Annotated in this window: 21 protein-coding genes and 1 pseudogene; 11 read left to right on the plus strand and 11 right to left on the minus strand. The window is 66.2% G+C overall.

The window, feature by feature from the left end; genetic code table 11:
• Nucleotides 1-107: 107 nt before the first annotated feature.
• Nucleotides 108-926: a toll/interleukin-1 receptor domain-containing protein gene (locus ABD134_RS15325; RefSeq protein ID WP_344231099.1), complete on the minus strand. Its 819-nt coding sequence runs from the start codon at nucleotides 924-926 to the stop codon at nucleotides 108-110.
• Between the two features lie 815 nt (nucleotides 927-1,741).
• On the opposite strand from ABD134_RS15325, the gene ABD134_RS15330 reads away from it, so the two are divergent.
• The 4 genes from ABD134_RS15330 (at nucleotide 1,742) to ABD134_RS15345 (ending at nucleotide 5,237) form a co-directional block, all read left to right on the plus strand.
• Nucleotides 1,742-2,914, plus strand: a complete 1,173-nt coding sequence (locus ABD134_RS15330; RefSeq protein WP_344231101.1) for a glutamate--cysteine ligase — start codon at nucleotides 1,742-1,744, stop codon at nucleotides 2,912-2,914.
• A 98-nt stretch (nucleotides 2,915-3,012) separates the two neighbouring features.
• Complete coding sequence (locus tag ABD134_RS15335) at nucleotides 3,013-3,282, plus strand: hypothetical protein (protein ID WP_344231103.1); 270 nt, start codon at nucleotides 3,013-3,015, stop codon at nucleotides 3,280-3,282.
• A gap of 572 nt (nucleotides 3,283-3,854) precedes the next feature.
• The gene (locus ABD134_RS15340; protein ID WP_344231105.1) at nucleotides 3,855-4,502 is read left to right on the plus strand and encodes a DUF4142 domain-containing protein; all 648 of its coding nucleotides are present in this window, start codon (nucleotides 3,855-3,857) and stop codon (nucleotides 4,500-4,502) included.
• A 45-nt stretch (nucleotides 4,503-4,547) separates the two neighbouring features.
• Entirely contained in the window at nucleotides 4,548-5,237 is a 690-nt protein-coding gene (locus ABD134_RS15345) for a class F sortase (protein WP_344231107.1), read from the plus strand.
• A gap of 220 nt (nucleotides 5,238-5,457) precedes the next feature.
• On the opposite strand, the gene ABD134_RS15350 is transcribed toward ABD134_RS15345, so the two are convergent.
• Both ABD134_RS15350 and ABD134_RS15355 read right to left on the minus strand, forming a co-directional pair.
• Complete coding sequence (locus ABD134_RS15350) at nucleotides 5,458-5,814, minus strand: hypothetical protein (RefSeq protein WP_344231109.1); 357 nt, start codon at nucleotides 5,812-5,814, stop codon at nucleotides 5,458-5,460.
• 333 nt (nucleotides 5,815-6,147) lie between these two features.
• Nucleotides 6,148-6,582: a DUF6640 family protein gene (locus tag ABD134_RS15355; protein WP_344231111.1), complete on the minus strand. Its 435-nt coding sequence runs from the start codon at nucleotides 6,580-6,582 to the stop codon at nucleotides 6,148-6,150.
• Nucleotides 6,583-7,126: 544 nt separating this feature from the next.
• Between ABD134_RS15355 and ABD134_RS15360 the strand changes: the two genes are divergently transcribed.
• Together ABD134_RS15360 and ABD134_RS15365 are read left to right on the plus strand one after the other, a co-directional pair.
• Nucleotides 7,127-7,726: a DUF1440 domain-containing protein gene (locus tag ABD134_RS15360; protein ID WP_344231113.1), complete on the plus strand. Its 600-nt coding sequence runs from the start codon at nucleotides 7,127-7,129 to the stop codon at nucleotides 7,724-7,726.
• Complete coding sequence (locus ABD134_RS15365) at nucleotides 7,716-8,759, plus strand: SDR family NAD(P)-dependent oxidoreductase (RefSeq protein WP_344231115.1); 1,044 nt, start codon at nucleotides 7,716-7,718, stop codon at nucleotides 8,757-8,759. Before ABD134_RS15360 ends, ABD134_RS15365 begins: the two co-directional genes overlap by 11 nt.
• Nucleotides 8,760-8,848: 89 nt before the next feature.
• Here the strand turns inward: ABD134_RS15365 and ABD134_RS15370 are convergent.
• The 6 genes and pseudogenes from ABD134_RS15370 to ABD134_RS15395 form a co-directional block, all read right to left on the minus strand.
• Nucleotides 8,849-9,660, minus strand: a pseudogene (locus ABD134_RS15370) (nitroreductase family protein).
• A 3-nt stretch (nucleotides 9,661-9,663) separates the two neighbouring features.
• Nucleotides 9,664-9,993, minus strand: coding sequence for a hypothetical protein (locus ABD134_RS15375; protein ID WP_344231117.1), 330 nt, complete (start codon nucleotides 9,991-9,993; stop codon nucleotides 9,664-9,666).
• Between the two features lie 113 nt (nucleotides 9,994-10,106).
• Complete coding sequence (locus ABD134_RS15380) at nucleotides 10,107-10,832, minus strand: YqjF family protein (RefSeq protein ID WP_344231119.1); 726 nt, start codon at nucleotides 10,830-10,832, stop codon at nucleotides 10,107-10,109.
• Nucleotides 10,833-11,037: 205 nt separating this feature from the next.
• Nucleotides 11,038-11,559 (minus strand): DUF421 domain-containing protein, encoded by a 522-nt coding sequence (locus tag ABD134_RS15385; protein WP_344231121.1) that lies wholly within the window; start codon nucleotides 11,557-11,559, stop codon nucleotides 11,038-11,040.
• Nucleotides 11,560-12,422: 863 nt separating this feature from the next.
• On the minus strand, nucleotides 12,423-13,067 hold the full coding sequence (locus ABD134_RS15390; RefSeq protein ID WP_344231123.1) for a DUF2254 family protein: 645 nt from the start codon (nucleotides 13,065-13,067) through the stop codon (nucleotides 12,423-12,425).
• A 135-nt stretch (nucleotides 13,068-13,202) separates the two neighbouring features.
• Nucleotides 13,203-13,721 carry a DUF421 domain-containing protein gene (locus ABD134_RS15395; protein WP_344231125.1) on the minus strand — a complete coding sequence of 173 codons (519 nt, stop codon included), beginning with the start codon at nucleotides 13,719-13,721 and terminating at the stop codon, nucleotides 13,203-13,205.
• A 186-nt stretch (nucleotides 13,722-13,907) separates the two neighbouring features.
• Between ABD134_RS15395 and ABD134_RS15400 the strand changes: the two genes are divergently transcribed.
• From ABD134_RS15400 to ABD134_RS15410, 3 genes are all read left to right on the plus strand, one after another.
• Nucleotides 13,908-14,615, plus strand: coding sequence for a hypothetical protein (locus tag ABD134_RS15400; RefSeq protein ID WP_344231127.1), 708 nt, complete (start codon nucleotides 13,908-13,910; stop codon nucleotides 14,613-14,615).
• Nucleotides 14,602-15,411: a ZIP family transporter gene (locus ABD134_RS15405; protein ID WP_344231129.1), complete on the plus strand. Its 810-nt coding sequence runs from the start codon at nucleotides 14,602-14,604 to the stop codon at nucleotides 15,409-15,411. The genes ABD134_RS15400 and ABD134_RS15405 overlap by 14 nt, the downstream gene beginning before the upstream one ends.
• A 130-nt stretch (nucleotides 15,412-15,541) precedes the next feature.
• A complete protein-coding gene (locus ABD134_RS15410; RefSeq protein WP_344231131.1) occupies nucleotides 15,542-16,414 on the plus strand; it encodes a potassium channel family protein in 873 nt (290 codons plus the stop codon).
• Between the two features lie 129 nt (nucleotides 16,415-16,543).
• Here the strand turns inward: ABD134_RS15410 and ABD134_RS15415 are convergent, their stop codons facing one another.
• Both ABD134_RS15415 and ABD134_RS15420 read right to left on the minus strand, forming a co-directional pair.
• Nucleotides 16,544-17,794, minus strand: coding sequence for a cation:proton antiporter (locus ABD134_RS15415; RefSeq protein WP_344231133.1), 1,251 nt, complete (start codon nucleotides 17,792-17,794; stop codon nucleotides 16,544-16,546).
• Between the two features lie 212 nt (nucleotides 17,795-18,006).
• The gene (locus tag ABD134_RS15420; protein ID WP_344231135.1) at nucleotides 18,007-18,417 is read right to left on the minus strand and encodes a four-helix bundle copper-binding protein; all 411 of its coding nucleotides are present in this window, start codon (nucleotides 18,415-18,417) and stop codon (nucleotides 18,007-18,009) included.
• A gap of 895 nt (nucleotides 18,418-19,312) precedes the next feature.
• Here ABD134_RS15420 and ABD134_RS15425 point away from each other — a divergent pair.
• Nucleotides 19,313-20,692: an AI-2E family transporter gene (locus ABD134_RS15425; protein WP_344231137.1), complete on the plus strand. Its 1,380-nt coding sequence runs from the start codon at nucleotides 19,313-19,315 to the stop codon at nucleotides 20,690-20,692.
• 388 nt (nucleotides 20,693-21,080) lie between these two features.
• Nucleotides 21,081-21,431, plus strand: coding sequence for a hypothetical protein (locus ABD134_RS15430; protein WP_344231139.1), 351 nt, complete (start codon nucleotides 21,081-21,083; stop codon nucleotides 21,429-21,431).
• Nucleotides 21,432-21,434 lie beyond the last annotated feature (3 nt).

Below are 21,434 nucleotides of genomic sequence, written 5' to 3' on the forward strand. Positions count from 1 at the left end.
GCCTTCGGAGCCCGGTTGGGAATCACTCGCACTTCCCACTCTGTAAGTCTGTTGGTCCGGCAGTCCCTGGGTCTGTAGTGGGACTCGCACGCCATTGGGTTTTGCCGTCAGTCAGCAGTTGCCGCGGATTGCTCCGCGTCTTGTCCATCCGGCAGAACAGCGGCTGCGATTTTCTCGGCAATGACTTCAACCGAGTCGCGCTCTGTTTCGAACCCGGCAAGATCAGGCAGGATGCCGCTGTACTCGGCCACTTCGTCGAAGGACACGTTGTGCAGGACCGGGATGAGCGTCGCCTTGTGTAGGAGGGCTCCGAGTTCACGCTCTGTCCAAAAGCGCCCGGTGAGGTAGGCCGGGGTGAGAAGCGCTACCCCGCACCGCGCGGACCGTAGCCCTCGGTCCATCTGCAATGACTGACTTTGGCCAGGAACTATGGAGATCTCGTCGAACCAGACCTTCACGCCCAGGTCATCAAGTGTGTCGCGCAGTTCAATAGCCACTTCTGCGCCATCGATCCGTGCGTAACTCAGGAAAACATCCCATTCCCTCTGGGGAAAGCGGACCACTTGTTCCTGAATGCGGTCAGCGAGGGCTTGCTCACCGGCGGTGTACCGGGATCCCGACGCGGAACTCGAGCGCAACTGCCGGTTTAACTCAGCCACCGTGGCCCTATTCTGGGCGTTCATCTTTTCGTTCTGGCGATTCACCTGCTCGTTGTGCGCATTGACCCTAGCGACCTCCCGGTTGTGTGCGTCAACTTGTCGCTGAGCCTGCTGCTGAACCTGAGTGTTGTGCTTCTTGACTTGCCGGTTGTATTCGTCGACACGACGCTTGTTTTCCCGGTTTACCTGATCGACCTGCGACTGCACCTTGCGTTGTGCTGCCTTCATCCGGCTTTCGAACTGCGCTTTGTTGAACTTCCCGGCCATGTCGGCACCTTTCGCTCAGAGGAGTCGATTCACTTCCGTACAGATTATGCAGAGCCCCGGACGAGTTAGAGGGAGTGGGCACCGCCACAGAATCCTCCGGTCCTAACTCAACAACCAGCAGACACGGGGATAGCAAAGGACCCGGTCGACTGACCGGGTCCTGAGTTCGTTGTTTCAGCTCGGTGGAGCGACCACTCCGCCGACAAGTACAGAAAGCGTGATTCCTGCGAACAGGACGTTTACTCCACCGGCAAAAACCACTTCACCGATAGCGCGCGCAATACGGGGTCCAAGCCTCACTCCACTTTGATTGCTCCAGCCATTTTTAGTACCTCCTTCCTCGTGATAATCGAGCAGCATCCGGACCGTGGTTAGTACCAGGAATACTGCGCCGGCATATGGCAGGAATTGAACCTGCGCCCCTCCGGCCGAGCTCAAACAACGACCTCAGAGAAGACGATACAGGGCACCTTGGACACGATAAGCGCCACCGCCGCGACTGTAAGAGAAACGGCGTGTGGGGGTCCGGCGTGATCTGAAAGGACAAGGCCGTGACTGGCACCCCGACACAAGTTCATCCGGCCACGCCTATCCATGGTCCGCGACACCCTGCACGCCCCGGAGGCTAAACAACGCGGACTGTTCCGCGCAAGATGCCTCCAGGAGCTGCTGGGCGCACCCAACGCCCACCGCGGCCCCACCGGGCCCAACGTACTGTGGCAGCTAGGCCTACTGGAGATGTGGCTGCAACGCCACGGGGTGGGATGAGCCCGATGGACCACCAGGACATCGGCGACAACAGGAGGGACAGGCACATGCGGACATTCGGTGTGGAGGAGGAACTGCTGGTAGTCGATGCCACCACGCTGGAGCCACTGCCCGTTGGGGACTGGGCCGTGGACCTCCAGGAGGAATCCCCGCCCACGGGGCACCAGGTGACCATGGAACTACAGCAGGAGCAGATCGAGGTCGCCTCCCCACCGCAGACCACCCTGGCCGGTCAGCTGGAGGCCATCCGCGCCGGTCGGTCCCTGGCCCAGGCCGCCGCCGCCCGGGCCGGCGGCCAGGTCATCGCTCTGCCCACCGCTCCGGGCCCGATTATCCCGCACCTGGCCCCGGATGCACGCTACCGGCGGATCGCCGAGCAGTTCGGGCTCACTGCCGCCGAGCAGCTCAGCAACGGGTTCCACGTCCACGTCGGCATCGGCTCGCGGGACGAAGGCGTGGCGGTGCTGGACCGGATCCGGATCTGGTTACCGACCCTGCTGGCGTTGAGCGCCAACTCCCCGTTCTGGCAAGGGATCGACACCGGGTACGCCTCCTACCGTTACCAGGTCTGGGCACGGTGGCCCATCGCAGGACCCACCGAGCTCTTCAGCTCAACCGAGGCCTACGACCGCCACCGGGCGGCCCTGCTGGACACACACGTGCCCCTGGACGCGAAAATGCTCTACTCCGACGCCCGGCTCTGTGAACACCATCCCACCGTGGAGGTGCGGATCACCGACGTGTGCCTGGAACCCCTCCACGCTGCAGTGATCGCCACGATGATCCGCGCCCTGGTGGAGACCGCCGCCCGAGCCTGGGCCGAGGGAGCCCCAGCCCCGCCCGTGCCGGTCTCTGTGCTGCGGGCCTGGTCCTGGCAGGCCAGCCGGAGTGGGACCGAGGACATGCTGATCGACCCGGCCACCGGCACCCCGGCCCCGGCCGGGGACGTCATCACATCCCTACTGGACACTCTCGGCCCAGTGCTGGCCGAATACGGGGAGGAAGCCCTGGTGGATTCGGCGGTCGCGGACATCCTGCGCGCCGGCACCGGCGCCCAGCAGCAGCGCGAGGCCTACGCCACACGCCACGACCTAGGCGATGTCATGGCCGCCGCCCTGCGAGCAACCCATCATGTTCCGCTCGCCCTACCCTCGATGTCTTCTCTAGGCTCAGAATCAGCAAGCAACGAAACCTCGAAGGACGCACCGACCACCGTGTGAACCCCCTTCAGACCGCCACTTCCTTCTCCGGAATCTGACCTGCGCCCACGGCAGTGCACCCTATGGCCTGGTCGAGCAGGCCATGGGACACTATGGCCATGCCTCTGATCGGTTCATCCCACCGGGTTGCCTTCACCTTCGACAATGAAAGCGAAGCACGCGACTGCTACACCCGCCTGCAGGACGCCCTGCCGGATCTAGTCCTAGAGCAGCGGATAGGCAAGGACATCCCCGAATCCTGGACGGTCCACTCCGACGTCGACTCCGAATCCACTGGGCCGCAGATACAGGCCCTGGCCGATGTCGCCATCCTGTTCGGCCCCGTCGATGACGCCGCCCGCCAGATGGCCGAGACCGAAACAAACTAACCCGGGGCCAGTGTCCTGACCGCCCGCCCCGCAGAGGAAAGGCCGAGGGCTTCTCCCCGTGCCGGGCGTGGCCGTCCCCTCCGCGGAAAGCGCCATGGCCAAGCGCAACCGGATGCAAGGGCAGCACCATGGTCGGTCTCCAAGCCGTCGTCGACCTAGATCAGATCCCGGCGGGGCCGGATCAGCGGCATCACTATCACGTGCGCAGGCCGGGATCGACTCGCCGGATACTCCCTCAGACGGGTCGAACCCAGTCACGACGCAGCCTTGGCTTCTCCAATGCCGAAGTCCAGAAGCTCATCACCTAATCGCCCGCCATCCGCGACCGTTTGCCGGACGGCAGGCCGATCACGTACCACCGCGTTCCGGATGAGTGCTGACTCTTTACGCATTGCAAGGCAACACGCCGCGGCGTCCGTTGGTATTGGTGTCCAAGGGATTGCCCGCCCCCACTGCAATAGGCGTGGCTCCTTGACTCGGGGACGCGACTCTGGCAGGAGGCCTTCTTCGTTGGTACCGTTCCGCGTGTGGCATCCGTCACGTTCAACGATCAATGATGGGGTTGGGTTCTCATGTCTCTTCTGCGACGCGCCGGCCTCGGCGCTGTAACCATGCTCGCCGCCGTGATGCTCGTGGCTTCTCCGGCCGCGGCTGCGCCGTCTGAACAGGACACCAGCTGGATGGTGTCCGCTCACCAGAGCAACCTGGCGGAGATCGCCGCGGGCACTGCTGCACAGGAACAGGCCACCACCGAAGCGGTCCGGGAGATGGGTGCCACGCTGATCGAAGACCACCAGGCGCTGGACGCAGACCTCACTGCGGCAGCGGAAGAGTTCGGTGTGGCGTTGCCGGACGAGCCGTCGGCCGAACAACAGGCCGCCCTGGAGGAGGTCATGGCGCAGAACGGTGAGGCCTTCGACGCCGCCTGGATCGCCTCGCAGATTGAAGGACACCGGATGTCGCTTGCGGCCGGAGAGGAGCAGATCGCTTCCGGGTCGGATCCGGCAGCCATCGGCCTGGCGCAGGACGCGGCCCCGGTCATCCAGGGACATCTGGACCACCTGCTGCAGCTGTCCGGGGACGCCCCTGATGCGGTGCCCAGCGGCCTGGGCCCCGACAGGGCACCCACCTGGCTCGGTGGCGTGCTGATCGGCCTGGGCATGGTGGTGGTGGCAGCTTCGCTGGTGTTCTTCGTGCGCCGCGGACAGGTCCGCGTGTAGGTGCCGGCACGGCACGCAGCCAAGCGAGGCAGGCCGGCGCCCATCGTGGTCGCCGGCCTGGCAGCGGCGGGCGGAATGCTCTGCCTGGCCGCTGGGCTGCACGTGCTCACGCAACAGCCGGCCGTCGTTGCCCAGCCGTTCGGCGCAACGACGACGGCCAGGCTGCCAGTGACGGCGGAAACGGTGGCGCCTTTGCCGAGGGCGCACAATGGACCCATTGAATCCGCGGCCGACGGAGAACACACCACAGGAGAGTCCGACGCGGTGACGGCAAGGGTCCCGGTCCCGCCGGGGCAGGCGTCGTTCGCCGATACTGGGGTGGTCGCCGACGTGGTGCCCGTGGGCGTGCTGCCGTCCGGGGCGTTGCAGATCCCCGAAGATCCCGCGCGCATAGGATGGTGGGCCGCCGGAGCCCTGCCCGGGCAGTCTGAGGGCACGATGGTCTTGGCCGGTCACATGGACGGGCTGCACCAGAACAGTGCGATGAGTGTTCTACTCGAGGTGGAGGCTGGCGATACCGTGGTCATCGAGGATCACCGCGGTGGTTTTCACCAGTACCGGGTTTCCTCGCGCAGTACGGCACCTCGGGACAGCCTCGATCCCGCCCTGTTCGCCACCGACGGCCCGCACCGCCTGGTACTGCTCACCTGCGGTGGTACCTACGACGAGCAGACCGGCCAATACACGGACAACATCGTGGTGGTCGCCGAACCCGTCACCGAAGATGACAGTTGAGTGAGAATGGGTCCACCACCAAGGCCACCTGTAACGCCGACGCAGCCAGCAGCTTCCCGGTGGACCGCGGCACACAGGCGCCGAAACGCTCGGTGCCCGGCAACGGCAACGGAGCCCAGGAGTGCGTGGTCACTTCTGGGCCCCGTTCTGACTCCCGCTGCTGCGCCCGCCCCTGGAGGACGGGGCGCTTCGAGCGTCGGCTCGCGGCCGGTCCGCCGATTCAGCGTGGCCGAGAGGTCCAGTCGGTGAGATTGAAATTGGTCACCAGCGCTGCCCCCAAGGCCCCGTAGAAGGCCCGCGACCGCCGATCACGCCACACGCCGGTGGCCAACGGCAACACCACGTAGAGCGCGGCCCCGTACTTCTCGATCGTCCCGTGCACCCGGAACGGAATGATACGGCGCAGAGCATACGGTTGGTCGGTCACCGCATTGAGCCCGGCTTGGGCAACCCCCATGGCGGTGAAGACGGTCCGCACCTTCGGGGGCAACCCCAGTAGGCGCGGTACCCCGGCCCAGACGCCCAGCAGTGCGTAGTCAATGATCCCGTGCAGGCGCGGGGTGATGGGCCTGAGCATGGCGGTCCTCTTCTCTTGCATACCGTCCGTAGCTTCACGGTAGGCCCGCCTTCCGCGTTTCGCTACCCCGCGCGTTGACTCATCAGAGATGTCCGCATAGTGGTGTGGCTGCCGGGCCGGTGTCCCCTGCCTGCTGAGCTAATCGGCGGTATTGATTGCCATCCGGGCAGTATCAAGGGGGGTATACCCCAATACCAGTTCAGTTAGGTTGTCGGATGGTCGGGGCGGGCGGCGCCGTTGGTTGTGGCCATGCCGCGTGGTGTGCACGGAGGGGAGGGGTGGTGGTGCATGGTGCATCCTGGGGCCCAGGGCCGTGTCATTACGAGGAAGCTCTTATACCTGGTGGGCATGGCCTCGGCGTGCGCGTCGTTCCAGACCGTACCCGATGGCGGTCAATGCGAGCATCCCGGCGCTGGCGAACCGTTCGTTGATCCACACGTCCTTGATTCGCGGGACCAAATGGGGAAACTCGGCTTGGAGGCCTCGGGCTCCGGGAAAGGCGAAGGCTGCGCCCATGGAAGTCCAGAAGGCGGCCGGCAGCATGGCGCCCAGGGTGGTGTCCCGGTCCGGGTCCGTGCTCTGGCGGTTGAGCGCGTAGAGCGCTCCGGCTCCCAAGAGGGTCCCGAGGGTGACGGTCATCGCGTCGTGGAACCGGGCGTGTGGGGGCCAGTTCGGGTTGAACAGGTGGGTGCGGTTCCAGTCCGCGGCGAGTCCTCCCACCGTGGTGATCCCGGCGACGACGTTCAGGATGGTGCGCCCTGCTGGCATGGTCCCACCCTATCGTCCTGTTGGCGGAATCAGTGGGGCTTCGAGGCCGGCGACCAGGCAGGTGGCGGCGTGCCTTCGGGGAAGACCCGCCCGCCGGGAATAGTTGAGCCAGGACCGGGGCCGAGAATAGTAGGGACCGGCCGGCTGTCGTGGCCAGCCCGCCGGCGGCCAGGCACTTGACCACGATGCCCCGGTCTGTGATGACGCCATTGAGGCGGTTGTCCTCGCCGAGCCCATATCGGCAAGATGGGGACGGTGACCGCGGTGCCGGTCAGTCTGCGAGCTATGCTTCTGGCCGGGATGTTGTCCCCTGCCGGCAGAGTCCGGAAGGAAGCGGCCTGTGGTCGGCGGATTCCTTTGAGCCGTGAAAAAGCGTGGGCGGCCCATACCTGGAGCGTGGGCGGATGCCCAGAACGCTTTACATCCCGTCTCCGCGCGCCGATGATCAGGGAAACCGATCGATCGCCCTTAGGTCGAAGCAGAAGCCCTAGCCTCACCACCGCCCTCGGACACCGTCTGCAGTACCACCCGAATGGAGATTTCAATGGCACGGAGCACGACAGTCGAAGACCTTGACCATAGCGGCTCCCTTTTCCTGGAAATGGCTCTGGGTGCAGTCGCTGGTACAGCCGGGGTCTGGGTCATGGACCACGTCGTGTGGTACATGTACGACCGGGAGGACCCGGAGGCCCGGGCCAGGGAATTGCAAGCCCGTCAAGGTGGATCTGAAGTCGGGTATACCGATGCAGAGAAGGCCGCACTGGAGCACCAGCCTCAGACCGGCTCGGTGGGCAAGGACACAGCGCACGTCGCGGCGGAGAAGCTGGCATCGCTGTTCGGACTCAACGTGCGAACCGAGCAACCGAACCCGCTCGGCATCGTCGTTCATTACTCTCTGGGGGTACTGCCGGGCGCGCTTCATGCGGTCATTCGCCGCAAAGTGCCTGTGATGCGTGCCGGTAGTGGCGCACTGTACGGTTTCGGCTTGTTCGTGATCAACGACGAGGCCCTCGCCCCTCTGCTCGGCCTGGCCTCCGGACCTGGGAAGTACCCGTGGCAGGCTCACGCGAGGGGCCTGGTCGGCCATGTGGTGCTGGGTGTCGTCACCGAAACCGCCCTGCGGTTATTCGACCGTGCCCGCTAACCCCCGCCACCCGGACACGGCAGCCCATGATGGCCGCAAGCATGACGCCGCGCCGACGATATCCGTTGGAATCACGAGTCCGGGCGGGGCCACCGGTGCCGTCGTAGTGATTACCGGGGCCTCCAGCGGCATCGGTCGGGCCGCGGCCCATGCCTTCGCTCGAGATGGGGCGCGGTTGGTGCTGGCCGCCCGCAGCGAGGACAGCCTGCAGGAGGTGGGCGCTGAATGTGCCGCGCGGGGGGCCGCAACGATCACGGTTCCCACCGATGTCAGCGACGCCGTGCAGGTGACGGCGTTGATGCGCTCGGCGCGCGAGGCATTCGGGCGCGTCGACGTATGCGTCGCCGCAGCCTCCGTCTACAGCTACGGCACCTTCCAGGACACGCCACCGGAGGTGTTCCAGCGCATCATCGAGGTCAACCTCCTCGGGGTGATCCACACCGCCCGAGCGGTGCTGGCCCACTTCCGGGACCAAGGCCGCGGAACTTTGATCGTCATCGGCTCCGTGTACTCCAGGCTCACCTCGCCGTATGTGAGCCCGTACGTGACCAGCAAGTATGGGCTGCTGGGGTTCACCGAGGTCCTGCGCCAGGAACTACGCGAGGCCGACGACATTCACGTCTGCGCCGTGCTGCCGGCGACCATCGACACCCCGATCTACCAGCACGCCGCGAACTACACCGGCAAGCGGGTCCATCCGCTGCCACCCGTGGTCTCGGCCCACCGTGTCGCCCGCGCGATCGTGCGGGTGGCTCACCGGCCAAGGCCGGTCACCGTGATCGGTCGGACCCAGCGGATGCTCATTCCCGTGCACGACTTCTCGCCCCGGCTCTACGACCGGTGCATCACCCCGGTCATGAACGTGCTGGCACTGCGCCATGGCACGGTGCCTGCCTCGAACGGCACGGTCTTCGCCCCACGGCCGGCCACCAACCAGATCACCGGGAACTGGCGCTCCACCCCGATCAGGGCCCTGGGCGCGATCGGCGCCATCCTGGTCGGGTGGTCATGTGCCCGTCGTGGCCGCCACTGACCAACCGGTGAGGTGCTGAGTCCACGGGCACCCCTCTGCGGCGTGCAGCGGCCCCAGATCCGTAGGACTCGGCTTGTCCACCCGAAGGTTCAGGCCGCACCGGGCCGGATGGCATCGTCCCAGCCCTGTTGCGGGGTCGCGCACCTCTCCCGGAAGACGAACTGGGAGGGGCGCTTGCGTTCCCGGCTGGACCAGTCAACGGCGAGGCGGTGGGTTCGTTCGGGCAGGTAGCCCAGCTGGTATACCGCCATCAGCTCCAGCTCGTCCGGTACGTGCAGCAGCTGCGCGATACGGTCCCAGTGGTGCGGTGCCTCCATGGGGAAGGAGATGAACTAGATGCCCATGTCGAGCTCCACGGTGGTCAGCCAGAGGTTCTCCATCGCGGCCCCCATGCTGAAGACCGAGTAGAAGCCCGGCAACTTCCCGGGCCGGTACTCACCGCGTTCGAGCATGACGCCGAGCAGCAGCGGTGAGCCGGCGACCAGATTGCGATTTTCCTCGCCGAGGGTCTGCAGCACCCGCAGCTTGTTCATCAGGTTCTGGCCCGACGGTGTGAACACCCGAGAGGTGGAGGGGCGCAGCAGGGCGGGCAGCTTGTCGAAGAGCATCCCGCTGCGCAGGGTGTTCATCTCCTTCTGTCTGAACCGGAAGTGCTTCTTGTACTGGTCGAAGAAGGCGCCCGCGCTCGTCACCTCGGTCATGCTCTGGCCACTGATGGCGGCCACCGTCTCGATCGTGGTCCGGTCCTCGATGAGCACGAACCGCCACGGTTGGCTGTTGAACTGGACGGTGCGGCCGCTGCGGCACGGATCAGGAGTTGCTGGGGCTCGGCACTGACGGGGTCCGGCCGGAATGGCCCGTTCGTGGTGCGCCGGTTGAGCACGGCGTCGAGGAGCTCCATGGCTTACCTCCAGGCCACCATGAGTCCGGCCGCGTAGCAGGGACCGGCCGTCAGGGCGTCTCGGGTGTGCCGGTGCACCGGCCGGGCCCCGTGCCGTTGCAGCAGGAACAGGGGAACGGTGACGGGGGTCAGCGCAAAGACGGCAGACGAACGTCGGGCGGCGCAAGCGAGGGCGGCCGCGGCCGTCGCCGTGACGGTCACCAGGTACGCCCCGTGGTGGACCCAGCGGATGTTCGAGGTATCGATCCACCGAACGAGCACCGAGATACCGAGCGCGCAGTTCGCGGCATAAGCCCCGGCTGCGGCGGTGACCAGTGTCCGGAGCAGAATCATGGCCCTCCTCGTCGGTGGGGTCGCCTCGCTCTCATCGTGTCACATACAGGGCCCCAGGCCGTTTGTCTCCAGTCTGAGTGTGCCAGTCCGGCGAGGAACGTCTGGCTTAGTGCTCAGGCCGGTCGGGGAACACCAATCCGGGCGTGCGCGGCGGGTGCTGCGTGCACGAGCGGGCCATGGGTCGGTGCGGGCAGCCCGGCCCAGCGCAGCGGTGCGGTGAGACTGCCCGTGGCTGTCGCCGCGTGCAGGGGCCAGGGCTCGTGCGCGACCGGTGTGCGCCACAGCACCCGCCCCCGCCGGTGGTATGCCGACCAGCGTCCGGTGATGCTCTCCACCAACGAGGTGCGCTCCGTCGCCTCCAGCGGGCGCCCGACGTCCACGACCGCCTGGAACCAGTCGTCCGGGCGTGGGCGGAGCCAGTGCGGCGTGCCGAACCGGTAGGCCCAGCGGGAGCCGTCCACGGACATCGAAGAATGGGAGTGCTCATAGGGCAGCCCGAGGCTACGCAGGGCAGCGATAAGGCTGAGCCGGGGCACGACCATCCCCAGGAACCAGATGCCGTCTCGACCGTCGGGCGCGCGCACGTAGGCCCGCACATTGAGTTCCGGGAAGGCCCCCCATCCAGGCGGCGGCGGCAGGCCCGGCGGACGGACCCCCACCATGCGGAACGGGGTAATGCCGACCCAAGTGCGACCGTCCCAGTGCTGCACCGTGAGTTCATCGGGCACCAGGCGCTGGACGGCCGCGACATCGTAGGACCAGTGCAGGAAGGTGAGGTACTCCCAGTTCTGGAAATTCACGGGCAAGCGAACCGGGTGGTCGAGAATGCGTCCGCTCATCGCCGGCTGCCGGCCTCTCGCAAACCCAGGCCGCTGTCGAACGGAACACGGTTCATTGACCCTCCGACCGCCATGATCACCGGAATGCTTTCGAGCACGCTATCACCGGGTCTGACCAGAAACACCAGCACAGGTGCATGACCGGTCGCAAGCACGCTCCCCAGGTCGGTGATGCGGTCGACTCCGCGAAAAGTGGTTGACCCGATCAGGTCGCGGGCGGCTCTGGTGTATCGGTGGTCTCGGTGTCCTGGCGCGGGATGACGCTGATCATCCCGTTGGGTTCGATGTAGGCGCGTTCGACCTCGTGGATGTCCTCGATCCCGTGAAGCCTGAGCTGGGAGGTGACCTCTGTCTCGGCCATGAACTCCCGTCTCATGGCGCGTCGGTTGAGGCGGCCGTTCTCGATGAGAGGCTTGGGGCGGGCCTTGAGCAGCCGCCCGACCTGGGGCCACCGGTAGGCCACGGCGTCGAGCAGGATGCTCCACAGCAGGATCGTGCCGACGAGCACGGCACCGTCGGCGATGGTCTGGGCGTCTCCGGTAAGTCCGGCGCTGGCGGCGTCGGCGATGAGGATGATGACCAGCAGGTCCGTCATCCCCAGGCCACCGGACTCTCGCTGGCCCACGAGGCGCAGCAGCAACATCAGTCCCAGGAACGTGATCGTTCCCCGGACGAGGAGCTCGCCCACGGGGAGGCTCAACTCCAGGAATGCGCTCCAATCCAGCATCTGTCCTCCTCTGGTACGAGGCGATCCAGGGACCCTGGCACCGCCATAGTCGGTGGACCGTCCGCGGAGGCGGAACAATCGGCGCCGCACCCGCGGCGCAAGGGATCACGCCACGAGCATGACGGGGAGCGTAGCGGCCTTGGCGGGCAGACAGGTGGTTTCCCACCGGGACATCCAGGGTGCAGCTGATCGTGACCTCTCGCGTAGGTGCCGACACTGACGATCATCCCATGGACGATATAGAAGACCTCTGAGCGGGTGTCGGCCGGACCCACTCGGGTGCGGGTAGCTCCGGCGCGATCCGCAGCCGACGTGCCCTTGCCCGAACGCATGGACGTTCCGATTCTGTTGCTGCTCCGCTGGTCACTCAGTGCAAACCCAAGGGCGGTCGGGACCGTCCCTTGAGAGGCACGCCCGCCCTGGGAACCACGGCCTCAGTCCCAGAATCGGCGTGGCGCCATGGCCTACCTCTTGTCCTTTCAGGCTCCCGACCGTTGCCCGGTCTTAGTTCAAACCCCATGAGCGGCAACTAGAGTCCCACCGCGAGCGTCAGGGCAGGTATACCTTTTTGGACACTGCAAATGCCGACGGAGGCAAGCTGTCAGAGTGGGTCCTGAATCGACCCTTGGACACCTTCGTGAGGTCAGGTCTTAGATCGGGTTGGACGTATGGAAACGGCGTCCCGGTTTCTTGGAACTGGGGCACTGAGTACTCGGAGTGCTTTAAGGGCAAGGGACAGGTACTCTCCAACCCGGTTTCCAACTTCGAGAGGGGGTTATCACTGGGCTGGCGCTGTATGCCGTGTTGCTGGCCGTGTTCACCTGCTAGGTGCAGGTCGTGCAGCGGTCTTTCGCCACAGGTCCTCAGGCACGTCCAGGGTGTTCCGGCCGGGGACCCTCATCCGCCCCGGGCAGGGTTAGAAGCAGGCGCTCGATCGTGTTTCGGTAACGGTTGGCGGTGACCTGCTGCAGGTCCTCGAGCATGGCGCGCAGCCCGGGGACCATCCGGAGGGAGTCCTGCCCGTAGTGTGCGGGTTCTCGCACGGCCAGTTGGACGAGATCGCTGACCGATTGCGGATGGTGGACCACCCGGACCTGCCCCTGGTCGTCGGCGATGTACGGACTCGGAGAGGCCTGCTGCACCAGATGCCGGAGGACCCGGTGCAGTTCCTGCAGGCACGGCAGGGCGGTGGTCGGGTCGTTGACCACCGGGGAGAGGGCCCGGTCGATGATGTCCACCAACTGCCGGATGCCGAACGCCACGTCCTGGCGCGTCACCCGTTGGGGCCCGACGCCCACGAACCGGTAGACCTTCTGAGACTCGTCGGCACCCAGCTCGGAGGTTCCCCAGAGGGTGAGCAGGTCCTGGCCCTCGACGAGGAACTCGCCCACGGATCGGTCGACGCTCACGACGACGTCGTGCCGGGCGGCCCAGCGCACCAGCCCGGAGTAGTCCACGTGGGTGATGGCACCGTGGCGGGGGCGGCAGAGGCAGCTGCGGGGTCCCACGGTCCGGTGACCAGGTGGGGCCGAAGGCCGGTGCCAGGTCCGCGGCGCGTTCCGGGTACATCCGTCATAGGTGACTCGCTATTTCCCAGCCCAGACCCCGGCCGTCGTGTCTGGGATGAAGGCGTCCGTGCCGGTTCAGAGGTCCTGTGCACCGCGGACATCCTCGAGGGCAGAGCCGTTGCCGTACTGGCTCGTGGTGATGATGCTGAGTTTGCCGTTGGTCTCCAACACCACCGCTTTGACCTGCGAAAGATCTCCGGTGCCCTGCATCCGCACCGCCTGACGTAGCTCGGACTCGGCCAAGCGGTTGCGCTTCAGCGCCTCGTGGCGGACCTGCCCGTCGGCCAGAAGCAGTACTGGCCGGGAGGTCAGCCCGGCGCGGGTCCGCTGCCAGTGCGCCGAGACGGTGGCCACCAGAAACTGCAGGCCGGCCAGTAGTCCCAGCGCGGTGACGCCCTCGGTAAAGGAGACGTCCGCGGAGAGCAGGATGGTGGCCAGGGTGGAGCCCAGGGCGACGGTGACCACGAAGTCGAAGGCATTGAGCTGGCTCAGAGTCCGCTTGCCCGAGACGCGCAGCACCACCACCAGCACTGTGTAGGCGGCTGCGCCGACCACGACGATCCGGGCAAGGTCAGCCCAAGAGTCGAACCACATGCCGGATGTCTCCTCCTCTGGCCCGTGGCGGGCCACACCAGTTCCGAGCCGGGCGGCCCAGGCAAAATCCCCACCTGCAAGGTCGTACCAAGGGCTGTGCGAGGTCGGGTGCCTCGCATAGGCAGGTCTGCCTAGAGTGGGGCCTTAACCCATTGTCAAGCAAGCAAACCCGGGGAGGGATGTGCCATGCGCGGTGCTCGACCCCGTGCTGCGCAGGAGCGGGCCGCCGAGGCGCTGGCGGCCCGGCTGGACCGCCCCATGGGATTCCTGGGGGTGTTGTTCCTCTTCGTGATCCTGGGACAGTTGCTGATCACCGAGCCGGGTTGGACGAGGTTCTTGGCGATTACCGGGTGGGCGTTCTGGGGAGTTTTCGCTGCCGAGTTCGTCCTGCGAGCCTACGTGGCCGGATTCCAGGCCACGTTCTGGCGCCGGAACTGGTGGCAGGTGATCTTCCTGCTCATCCCCTTCCTACGCTTCGTCCGTGCCCTGCAGGCCGCGCGCTTGTTGCGGGTGACCCGGGTGGCGCGCGTCGGCGGCATCGTCTCGGCCGGTGTGCGCGGTTCCCGGTCGGCCGGCCGCCTGCTCTCCAGCAGGATCAGCTGGCTGGCGGCGGTCACCGTCGTCGTCATCCTCGCCGCCAGCCAGTTGTTGTACGCCGTGGGCTCCCACACTGGCTACACCACCGCACTCTACGAGGCGGCCCTGGCCACGATCACCGGCACCGGGATCACCGCTGAGGACCCGTTCGCCAAGGTGCTGCAACTGGTGCTCGCCGTGTATTCAGTGGCCGTATTCGCCACCCTGGCCGGTTCCCTGGGCGCCTACTTCCTGCGCGGCCAGGACCCGGTGCCGGTCCCCGACCCCCTGGAGGATCACCCTAATGAACACCAGTGAGCTCGATATCACCGCCGCCGTGTGGATCACCGCGGCCCTCACCCTGGTGCTGGTTGGGTTGCACCTGGCCGCCCCGTGGATCCGCCGACTGCCCATGGTCCCGGAACGTTATACCGGTTCCTTCGCCGGCGGACTGGCCGTGGCCTATGTCTTCCTACACCTGCTGCCCGAGATCGCCGCGGGAAACGAAGCCATCGGCGAGGCCCTACAGGACGTCGTGGAACCCACCCCATTGTTGGAACTGGCGGTCTTCCTAGTCGCCCTGGCCGGCTTCACCCTCTTCTACGGCCTGGAACGACTGGCCACCGCCCACGGCAGCCGCGAGAGCCGGCCCACCGCGGTCTCGACATCTACCGGTGGGGGCGCGGTGGAATCGGCGGGGGTGTACTGGCTGCACCTGGGCGCTTTCATGGTCTATAACGTGCTGATCACCTACACCATGGTGCTGCGCGTGCGCACCGGGGTGTGGTTCGCGGTGCTGTTCACCGTGGCCATCGGCCTGCACTTTCTGCTCACCGACCGGTCCCTGGCCGAGCACTACCCGCGCCGCTTCCGCACCCACGGACGGTTGCTGCTGGCCGCCGCCCTGGTCCTGGGCTCGGGGCTGGCCACCGTGGCCGCTCCCACCAGCACCGTGATCGTGGCCCTGCTAACCGCGTTCATCGGCGGATCCACGCTGCTGAACGTGTTCAAAGAGGAAGTCCCGTCCAACCGGTCCTCCAGCTTCGGCTGGTTCCTCACCGGTCTGGTGCTGTACGCGGTGCTGCTGGCCGGGGTCACCATCCTGGAGGGATGAGGACATCACTGGCCAACCACGCCCGACGATGGCAGTACGGTGCCCGGGAGTAGCTCCAGCAAGTCGTCACGAACCGAACGGGCATCGATCGCCGGCCCATGTCCTGGGCCGCCGTGGAAGGAGAATTCGAATGGCTATCACAGCCACGATCACCGGTATTGCGATCATCCTGATCGGGTTGCGGGACATGTTCCACAGCCTGTTGCACCCGCGCGGCAAGGGTGCGATCAGCCATGCGGTGCTCTCCGGCATCTGGAAGTTCTCCAGGGTGACAGGCCACCGCCTCGGCTCCGCGGTGGGCCCAGCTGGCATGTTGGCCGTCGTGGTGCTCTGGGTGGTGCTGCAAGGGGTGGGGTGGGCGCTGGTCTATGCCCCGCACGTGCCGGCCGGATTCACCTATTCTCCCGGCATCGACCCGGCCCGGTACCCGGACTTCATTGAGGCCCTCTACGTTTCCTTGATCAACCTGGCCACCCTGGGATTCGGGGACGTGGTGCCCATCGACCCCTGGATCCGGTGGGCCACCCCGCTGCAGGCGTTGACCGGTTTCGGTCTGCTCACCGCGGCCCTGACCTGGTTCACCCAGGTCTACCCGCCGCTGTCCCGGCGACGGGCCCTGGCCCTGGACCTCAACGCCCTGGCCAAGACCGACTACGCACGCACCATCCCAACCCTGGAGCCCTCCGCCGTCGCCCGAGTCCTGGAAGTTGTGGCCGAGCAGGTCAACAAGACCACCGTGGACCTGGCCCAGAACACCGAGAGCTACTACTTCCAGGAACAGGCCCCCGAACTGTCCTTAGCCCGCCAACTCCCCTACACGGTGGCCCTGCGGGATGCAGCTCTGGTCTGCTCCTCCCTCCAACTACACGCCGGCGCCCGGGTGCTCGACCAATCCCTGGGGCAGCTGGCCACGAAACTGAAGGATTTCGGCAACACCGGTGACGACCTAGACGCAATCTTCAGCGCCTACGCAGCAGACCACATCCGCACCCCACGAACCTGACCCACCAGGCCGGCAGACCAACAGTAAGCATCGCTGTGTGTGCCCAGAACCGTGACGCCACCGGTACTCACGGTGGGTGCCGGCCCGGCGGCCCCTCGAAATGAACCACCGCTGACGGTCAGTACCGGGTTAGGATGAACGACTGTCGTGCTGCTGTTTGTGTTGTGGTTCTCGACGGTGCAGCCAGGCACTGAGTGGGACGGTGCTGATCCCGTGGAGGACCACCGAAACGGTGATCGCCAACGTGACGTAGACGAAGATCTCGTGGTTGCCGGTGTGGCGTTCGGCCAGCGTGGCATAGAACAACGCGGAGACACCGATCGGGCCGAACCAGCTCAAAAAGACGGTCTCGGGCACATCATGCACCCGGCGCAGCAGCGGCCGTAGCGCCCACAGCGCCGCCAGCCGGCGTCCCAACACCGCGACCGTCACAGCGACCAGCGTGATCCAACCCAACCCGGCCCAGGCGTCGAAGGGCAGGGCCAAACCGAGCAGCGTGAAGATCGGCAGCATCACCAGGTGACTGATCGCGTCCTGCACCCGGTCCTCTTGTTCTTCGTCGCGTTGCGGGATGGTCTGCCCGAACACGGCGGCAGCGACGAACACCGACAACACCGCGTCAAAGCCCAGCAACTTTCCGGCCCCCAACACCACCAGTCCCAAGGGGACCAGGAAGCCCAGATAGGAGCTCTCCTCCATCCACTGTTTGTGGCGCACTGCCACGAACAGCCGTCCCAGCAGCCACCCGGCCAGCGCCCCGAAGACGGCACCGGCGGCCACCTCCCACCACAGCACTGTGGTCAGCAACTCGTGCCAGGCCGTGCCCGGTGCGGTGATCAGCAGGATCGGGGCCAACACGAACAGGTAGGCCGCCCCGTCATTGATCCCACTCTCGGCCGAAAGGTTGTGCCGGACCCGCTCGGTGATCCTCTCCTCGGCCAGCGAGCCGGTCACGATCGGGGTCGTCACCACCGGGTCAGTCGGGGTGATAATCGCTCCCAGCAGCACGGCCACCAGAACCGGTACACCTAACAGCGCCCAGAGGATCCCGGTGGCCACCGCAAACATCAGGGCCATGCCCAACCCGATGATCACCACGACCCACCGGAGATTGCTGCGCCAATACCCGTGCGGCAACCGCAGCGCGACCCCAGTCAATCCGATGGCCAACGTGATCCGGGACGCCTGCTCCAACAAGGTCCCCACCGGGACTCTGAAGTCCTCGACCCGCAACCATCCCAGGCCGAACGGGCCAATCACTACCCCGGCCGCCAAGGCCAGAACCGGGCCCGGCAGACTGAGGCGCTGGATCAACCGGGAAAAGGCCGATAGCACCAGCAACACGCCGGCGAACAAGGCCAGAGCCTGATTGATCACCATGGGCTCACCTTCCTCAGCCACCCCTCCCGCCAGCACGGTCCTAGGCACCACCCCAGCCCTAACGAAGGCCGCCGGTGGGACCGGCCACAACTGCCCCGTCTCAACCCAGACCCCAAGGGCAGGCAGGCTCCCCACAGTGCCGAGAGTCCGACCCGCTAACCCGCCGCCCCCGGACCACGCCCTGCATCATCCAGAATACGCTGGCCCCTTTTTCAACCCAAGGTGGCCAGCAGCTCGGCGCAGGCCTGCTCACACCGCCGACACGCCTCGGCGCACACCCTGCAGTGCTCGTGCATATCCGCATGAGAGGCACACTCATCGCCGCACATCTTGCAGGCGGCACGGCAGGCCTCGAGCAGCGCCCGGGTGGTCTCCACGTTGACCCCGGTCTGCCGGGAGAGCACCGCCCCCGTGGCCGCGCACACGTCCGCGCAGTCCAGGTTGAGACGGATGCACTGCCTCAGGTCGGCGACCATGTCCTCGGCCAGGCAGGCATCGGCACAGGCGGTACAGGTCTGGGCGCACTCGAAGCAGGCCTCGATGCACTCGGCCAGCTTCTGCTGGTCGATATTGCCCAGCTCCTTCGGATAGGTCTCCAGCATCGAGCTCACGTGATGAGTCATGGCTTCCTCCGTACTCGGTGTGTGATCAGGAGCGACGCACCGGCCGGGGTCGGTCCGCCACGGAACCCACCGTAAGCATCCGGCCCCGGCCGGTTGAAGTCCTCATCATCCACGGGCCGTCCCGTCAGGCCTTGGTGTCATGCCTTGGTGTCATGCCTTGACAGGGACCGCAAGGTCTTACAATCCGAATCCATGGCCAACCGGCCGGCCAGCTGTGATAAACAGCTCCAGGACTGCCGGGAACAGTATCCGTGCGCGAAGTCCCGGGCCCATGTCAGCCGCAAAGTTGCATCGGTCAGGGGCCAGGCCCGGCCCAGGTTCCTGGTGGTGAGGGGTTCGCGGAAGGCGACGGCGACGCGACCCACACGCAGTCGGGCGGTTAGGGCATTTTCGTGTGCGCTGAACGGGCCAGTCTGTGAGCACACCTTCTGAGTCCTTCGCTGTTGGCGACATCGGTCATCTCTTCCCTCGGTGCGCCCCTCTTCTCCCAGGACAGAGCCACCACAGTGCGGTTCCCTATCGCGTCATGCCACACTCGGGTCGGTCGGCGCCTCACGTGCGTGTTTTCCTTGGACGGTGAAGCATGCGCTTGTGCCGTGATGCGGTTTCGGGTGCCTGACGCTGGGAGCGTGCATCGGACGTCAGCGAACCGGTTATGGCCGGTTGTCGTTTCTAGTCTGAGCCGAAAAGTAGGCGAGCACGGACCATCTTCGGCGATACATCCCCTTACTTCTTGGGGTGAGTTAACGGGCTTCATGGGACGAGCACACTCCAAATGGGCACCAATCCCATGGACCTGTACCGGCAGCACCGGTGCCGATGGTACGCCTGCGGCGGCTGGCCGGCGGATCATAGGGTGGTTGTCCGCCACCGCCCGGCACTGTTCAGGAGCCTGATGACCATGCCCGAAGATCCACTCCCGTCCGACCACGAGTCCCGCGACGGTTCCCTCCGCCCCGCTGATACCTCCACCACGGCCCCGGACTTTGAGGGGATCCAGCCCTCCGGTGGCCGCACCACCGGTGAGACAGCCGTACACCCACCGGGCCCGCGCCCGGACGCCCTCGCCCGGGCCGGGGCCCGGGCCGGTCACGTGCTGTTGATCGCCGCCGTCGTCGTCGGACTGGCCTGGTTGCTCCTGCGAGTCAGTACCGTGCTAGTCGCGGTTCTCGTCGCCCTGATCCTGGCCGCCGCAGTCGGGCCGCTGGTCCGCTGGCTGGTAGACCACGGCTGGTCACACCTGCTGGCCACGCTCGCAGCCTTCCTCGGCATCCTCGTGCTGGTCGGCGGCCTGCTCGCCGGGGTCATCGTGGCCGTGCGCAGCCAGTGGAACCTGCTCGTGACATCGGCGGTGGAGGGCTGGGAAGAGCTGCAAACGTGGCTGACCTCGGGCCCGTTGCCCGTAGACGACCAATCCCTCAACGACGCCACCGAGCAGGTCACGGACTTCCTCACCAGCGGAGACTTCGCCCGCGGACTGGCGAACAACACCCTCACTGGGCTCTCGGCGGCCACCACGTTCCTCACCGGACTGGTGCTGATGATCGTGGTGCTGTTCTTCCTGCTCAAGGACGGCTGGAAGTTCACCAACTTCACCTTGCGCTGGTTCCGCCACGGCACCCGCGCCCGGGTGGCCGAGTCCATCGACCGGTCCTCCCAGGTGCTCGGCGGCTACGTGCGCGGCACCGCCACCGTGGCCGCCGTGGATGCCGTGGTGATCGGCGCCGGCCTGTTCATCCTCGGCGTCCCCCTGGCCCTGCCACTGGCCGTGATCGTCTTCATCGGCGCGTTCATCCCCATCGTGGGTGCCACCGTGGCAGGCATCCTGGCCGCCCTGGTCGCGCTGGTGGCCAACGGGCCGGTCGCGGCCCTGGTCGTGGTGGTCATCGTCGTCGCCGTCAACCAGCTCGAGGGCAACCTGCTCCAGCCCGTGGTGATGGGACGCACCCTGAGCCTGCACGCACTGGTCGTGCTGCTGGCACTGACCGTGGGAACGCTCGCCGGCGGCATCTTCGGCGCCATCCTGGCCGTGCCTTACACCGCGGTGGCCTGGACGCTGATCCAGGTCTGGACCGACCGCTACCAGGCCGGCCCCGACCCCGTGCTCGGCCAGGACCCGCTGGATGCCAAGGACCGGGCCGCGGCCAAGGCCACCCCGGCCCAGCGCTGGCGCTACTGGCGCATGCGCCGTCAGAAGACCGACGACGGCGCGGAACTGGGCACCGTCATCAAACAAGAGCACCACGACACCGGCACGCCGGCACGTGATGACTAAGACATACCTCCGAATGAGCCGGACCCTGACTGAAACGCGGGTATGGCGACACGAACCGAAACGCTGAGCGATGACCAACAGGAACTGGCGCGACCATTGATGCCCGCCGCGGCAGACACGGGACGGCCGCTCCAGGATCAATGCAGCGTGTTCTAAGGCACCATCTACCGGCACAACCTTGGGATCGCTTGGCGAGGCCCGCCGGAGTACGGCGAACGCCTTTCCCCAGGCCGGGACGCCGATCGGCCCTTGTGAGAGCCGCATGACTGAGACCTGGCTGTTAGCCTGCGGAGGTAACCCCAGCGAGTCAGCAAGGGGTGCATTATCAAGACGGACCCACCGATTGGTGGGATGAGAAAGGGCCACCCCGGCCGGGAGAGGACGTCATATGAGTGCCCAGAACGAGGTGGCGGAACCCGCCAACCCCGCGGAACTCGGAGTCCTGCCGCCCCGCGCTGACGAAGCCGACGGCCGCCCGGCTGCCGAAGTTGTTCCCGACGCAGACAAGATCGCTCAGGCAGCAGCCTCAGGTCTGAGGACGTCCACGGATGTCGATGATGCCGCGGTCAGCATCGACGGCCCGAGGGACGCCCCGCAGTTGGCCATTGACTGCGTGGTTGCCGAGGAAGGCGACTTGCCTCGAGCTGCGGAGCTGACCACCATGATCCACAAGCACATTGAGACCATGCTTAATGTCACCTTCGAGAACGCCGAAGTTACCGTCCGAGGTACCCCGTAAGGT

It is taken from the genome of Citricoccus alkalitolerans (assembly GCF_039528175.1).
GTDB classification, from domain to species: Bacteria; Actinomycetota; Actinomycetes; order Actinomycetales; family Micrococcaceae; genus Citricoccus; species Citricoccus alkalitolerans.

Coding starts and splice junctions, on each gene's coding strand:
- ABD134_RS15425 (WP_344231137.1), top strand. CDS start 19,313: ATGACCATGCCCGAAGATCCACTCCCGTCCGACCACGAGTCCCGCGAC.
- ABD134_RS15355 (WP_344231111.1), bottom strand. CDS start 6,582: ATGCCAGCAGGGCGCACCATCCTGAACGTCGTCGCCGGGATCACCACG.
- ABD134_RS15405 (WP_344231129.1), top strand. CDS start 14,602: ATGAACACCAGTGAGCTCGATATCACCGCCGCCGTGTGGATCACCGCG.
- ABD134_RS15410 (WP_344231131.1), top strand. CDS start 15,542: ATGGCTATCACAGCCACGATCACCGGTATTGCGATCATCCTGATCGGG.
- ABD134_RS15335 (WP_344231103.1), top strand. CDS start 3,013: ATGCCTCTGATCGGTTCATCCCACCGGGTTGCCTTCACCTTCGACAAT.
- ABD134_RS15415 (WP_344231133.1), bottom strand. CDS start 17,794: ATGGTGATCAATCAGGCTCTGGCCTTGTTCGCCGGCGTGTTGCTGGTG.
- ABD134_RS15375 (WP_344231117.1), bottom strand. CDS start 9,993: ATGATTCTGCTCCGGACACTGGTCACCGCCGCAGCCGGGGCTTATGCC.
- ABD134_RS15420 (WP_344231135.1), bottom strand. CDS start 18,417: ATGACTCATCACGTGAGCTCGATGCTGGAGACCTATCCGAAGGAGCTG.
- ABD134_RS15350 (WP_344231109.1), bottom strand. CDS start 5,814: ATGCTCAGGCCCATCACCCCGCGCCTGCACGGGATCATTGACTACGCA.
- ABD134_RS15385 (WP_344231121.1), bottom strand. CDS start 11,559: ATGCTGGATTGGAGCGCATTCCTGGAGTTGAGCCTCCCCGTGGGCGAG.
- ABD134_RS15380 (WP_344231119.1), bottom strand. CDS start 10,832: ATGAGCGGACGCATTCTCGACCACCCGGTTCGCTTGCCCGTGAATTTC.
- ABD134_RS15400 (WP_344231127.1), top strand. CDS start 13,908: ATGCGCGGTGCTCGACCCCGTGCTGCGCAGGAGCGGGCCGCCGAGGCG.
- ABD134_RS15340 (WP_344231105.1), top strand. CDS start 3,855: ATGTCTCTTCTGCGACGCGCCGGCCTCGGCGCTGTAACCATGCTCGCC.
- ABD134_RS15325 (WP_344231099.1), bottom strand. CDS start 926: ATGGCCGGGAAGTTCAACAAAGCGCAGTTCGAAAGCCGGATGAAGGCA.
- ABD134_RS15330 (WP_344231101.1), top strand. CDS start 1,742: ATGCGGACATTCGGTGTGGAGGAGGAACTGCTGGTAGTCGATGCCACC.
- ABD134_RS15360 (WP_344231113.1), top strand. CDS start 7,127: ATGGCACGGAGCACGACAGTCGAAGACCTTGACCATAGCGGCTCCCTT.
- ABD134_RS15395 (WP_344231125.1), bottom strand. CDS start 13,721: ATGTGGTTCGACTCTTGGGCTGACCTTGCCCGGATCGTCGTGGTCGGC.
- ABD134_RS15430 (WP_344231139.1), top strand. CDS start 21,081: ATGAGTGCCCAGAACGAGGTGGCGGAACCCGCCAACCCCGCGGAACTC.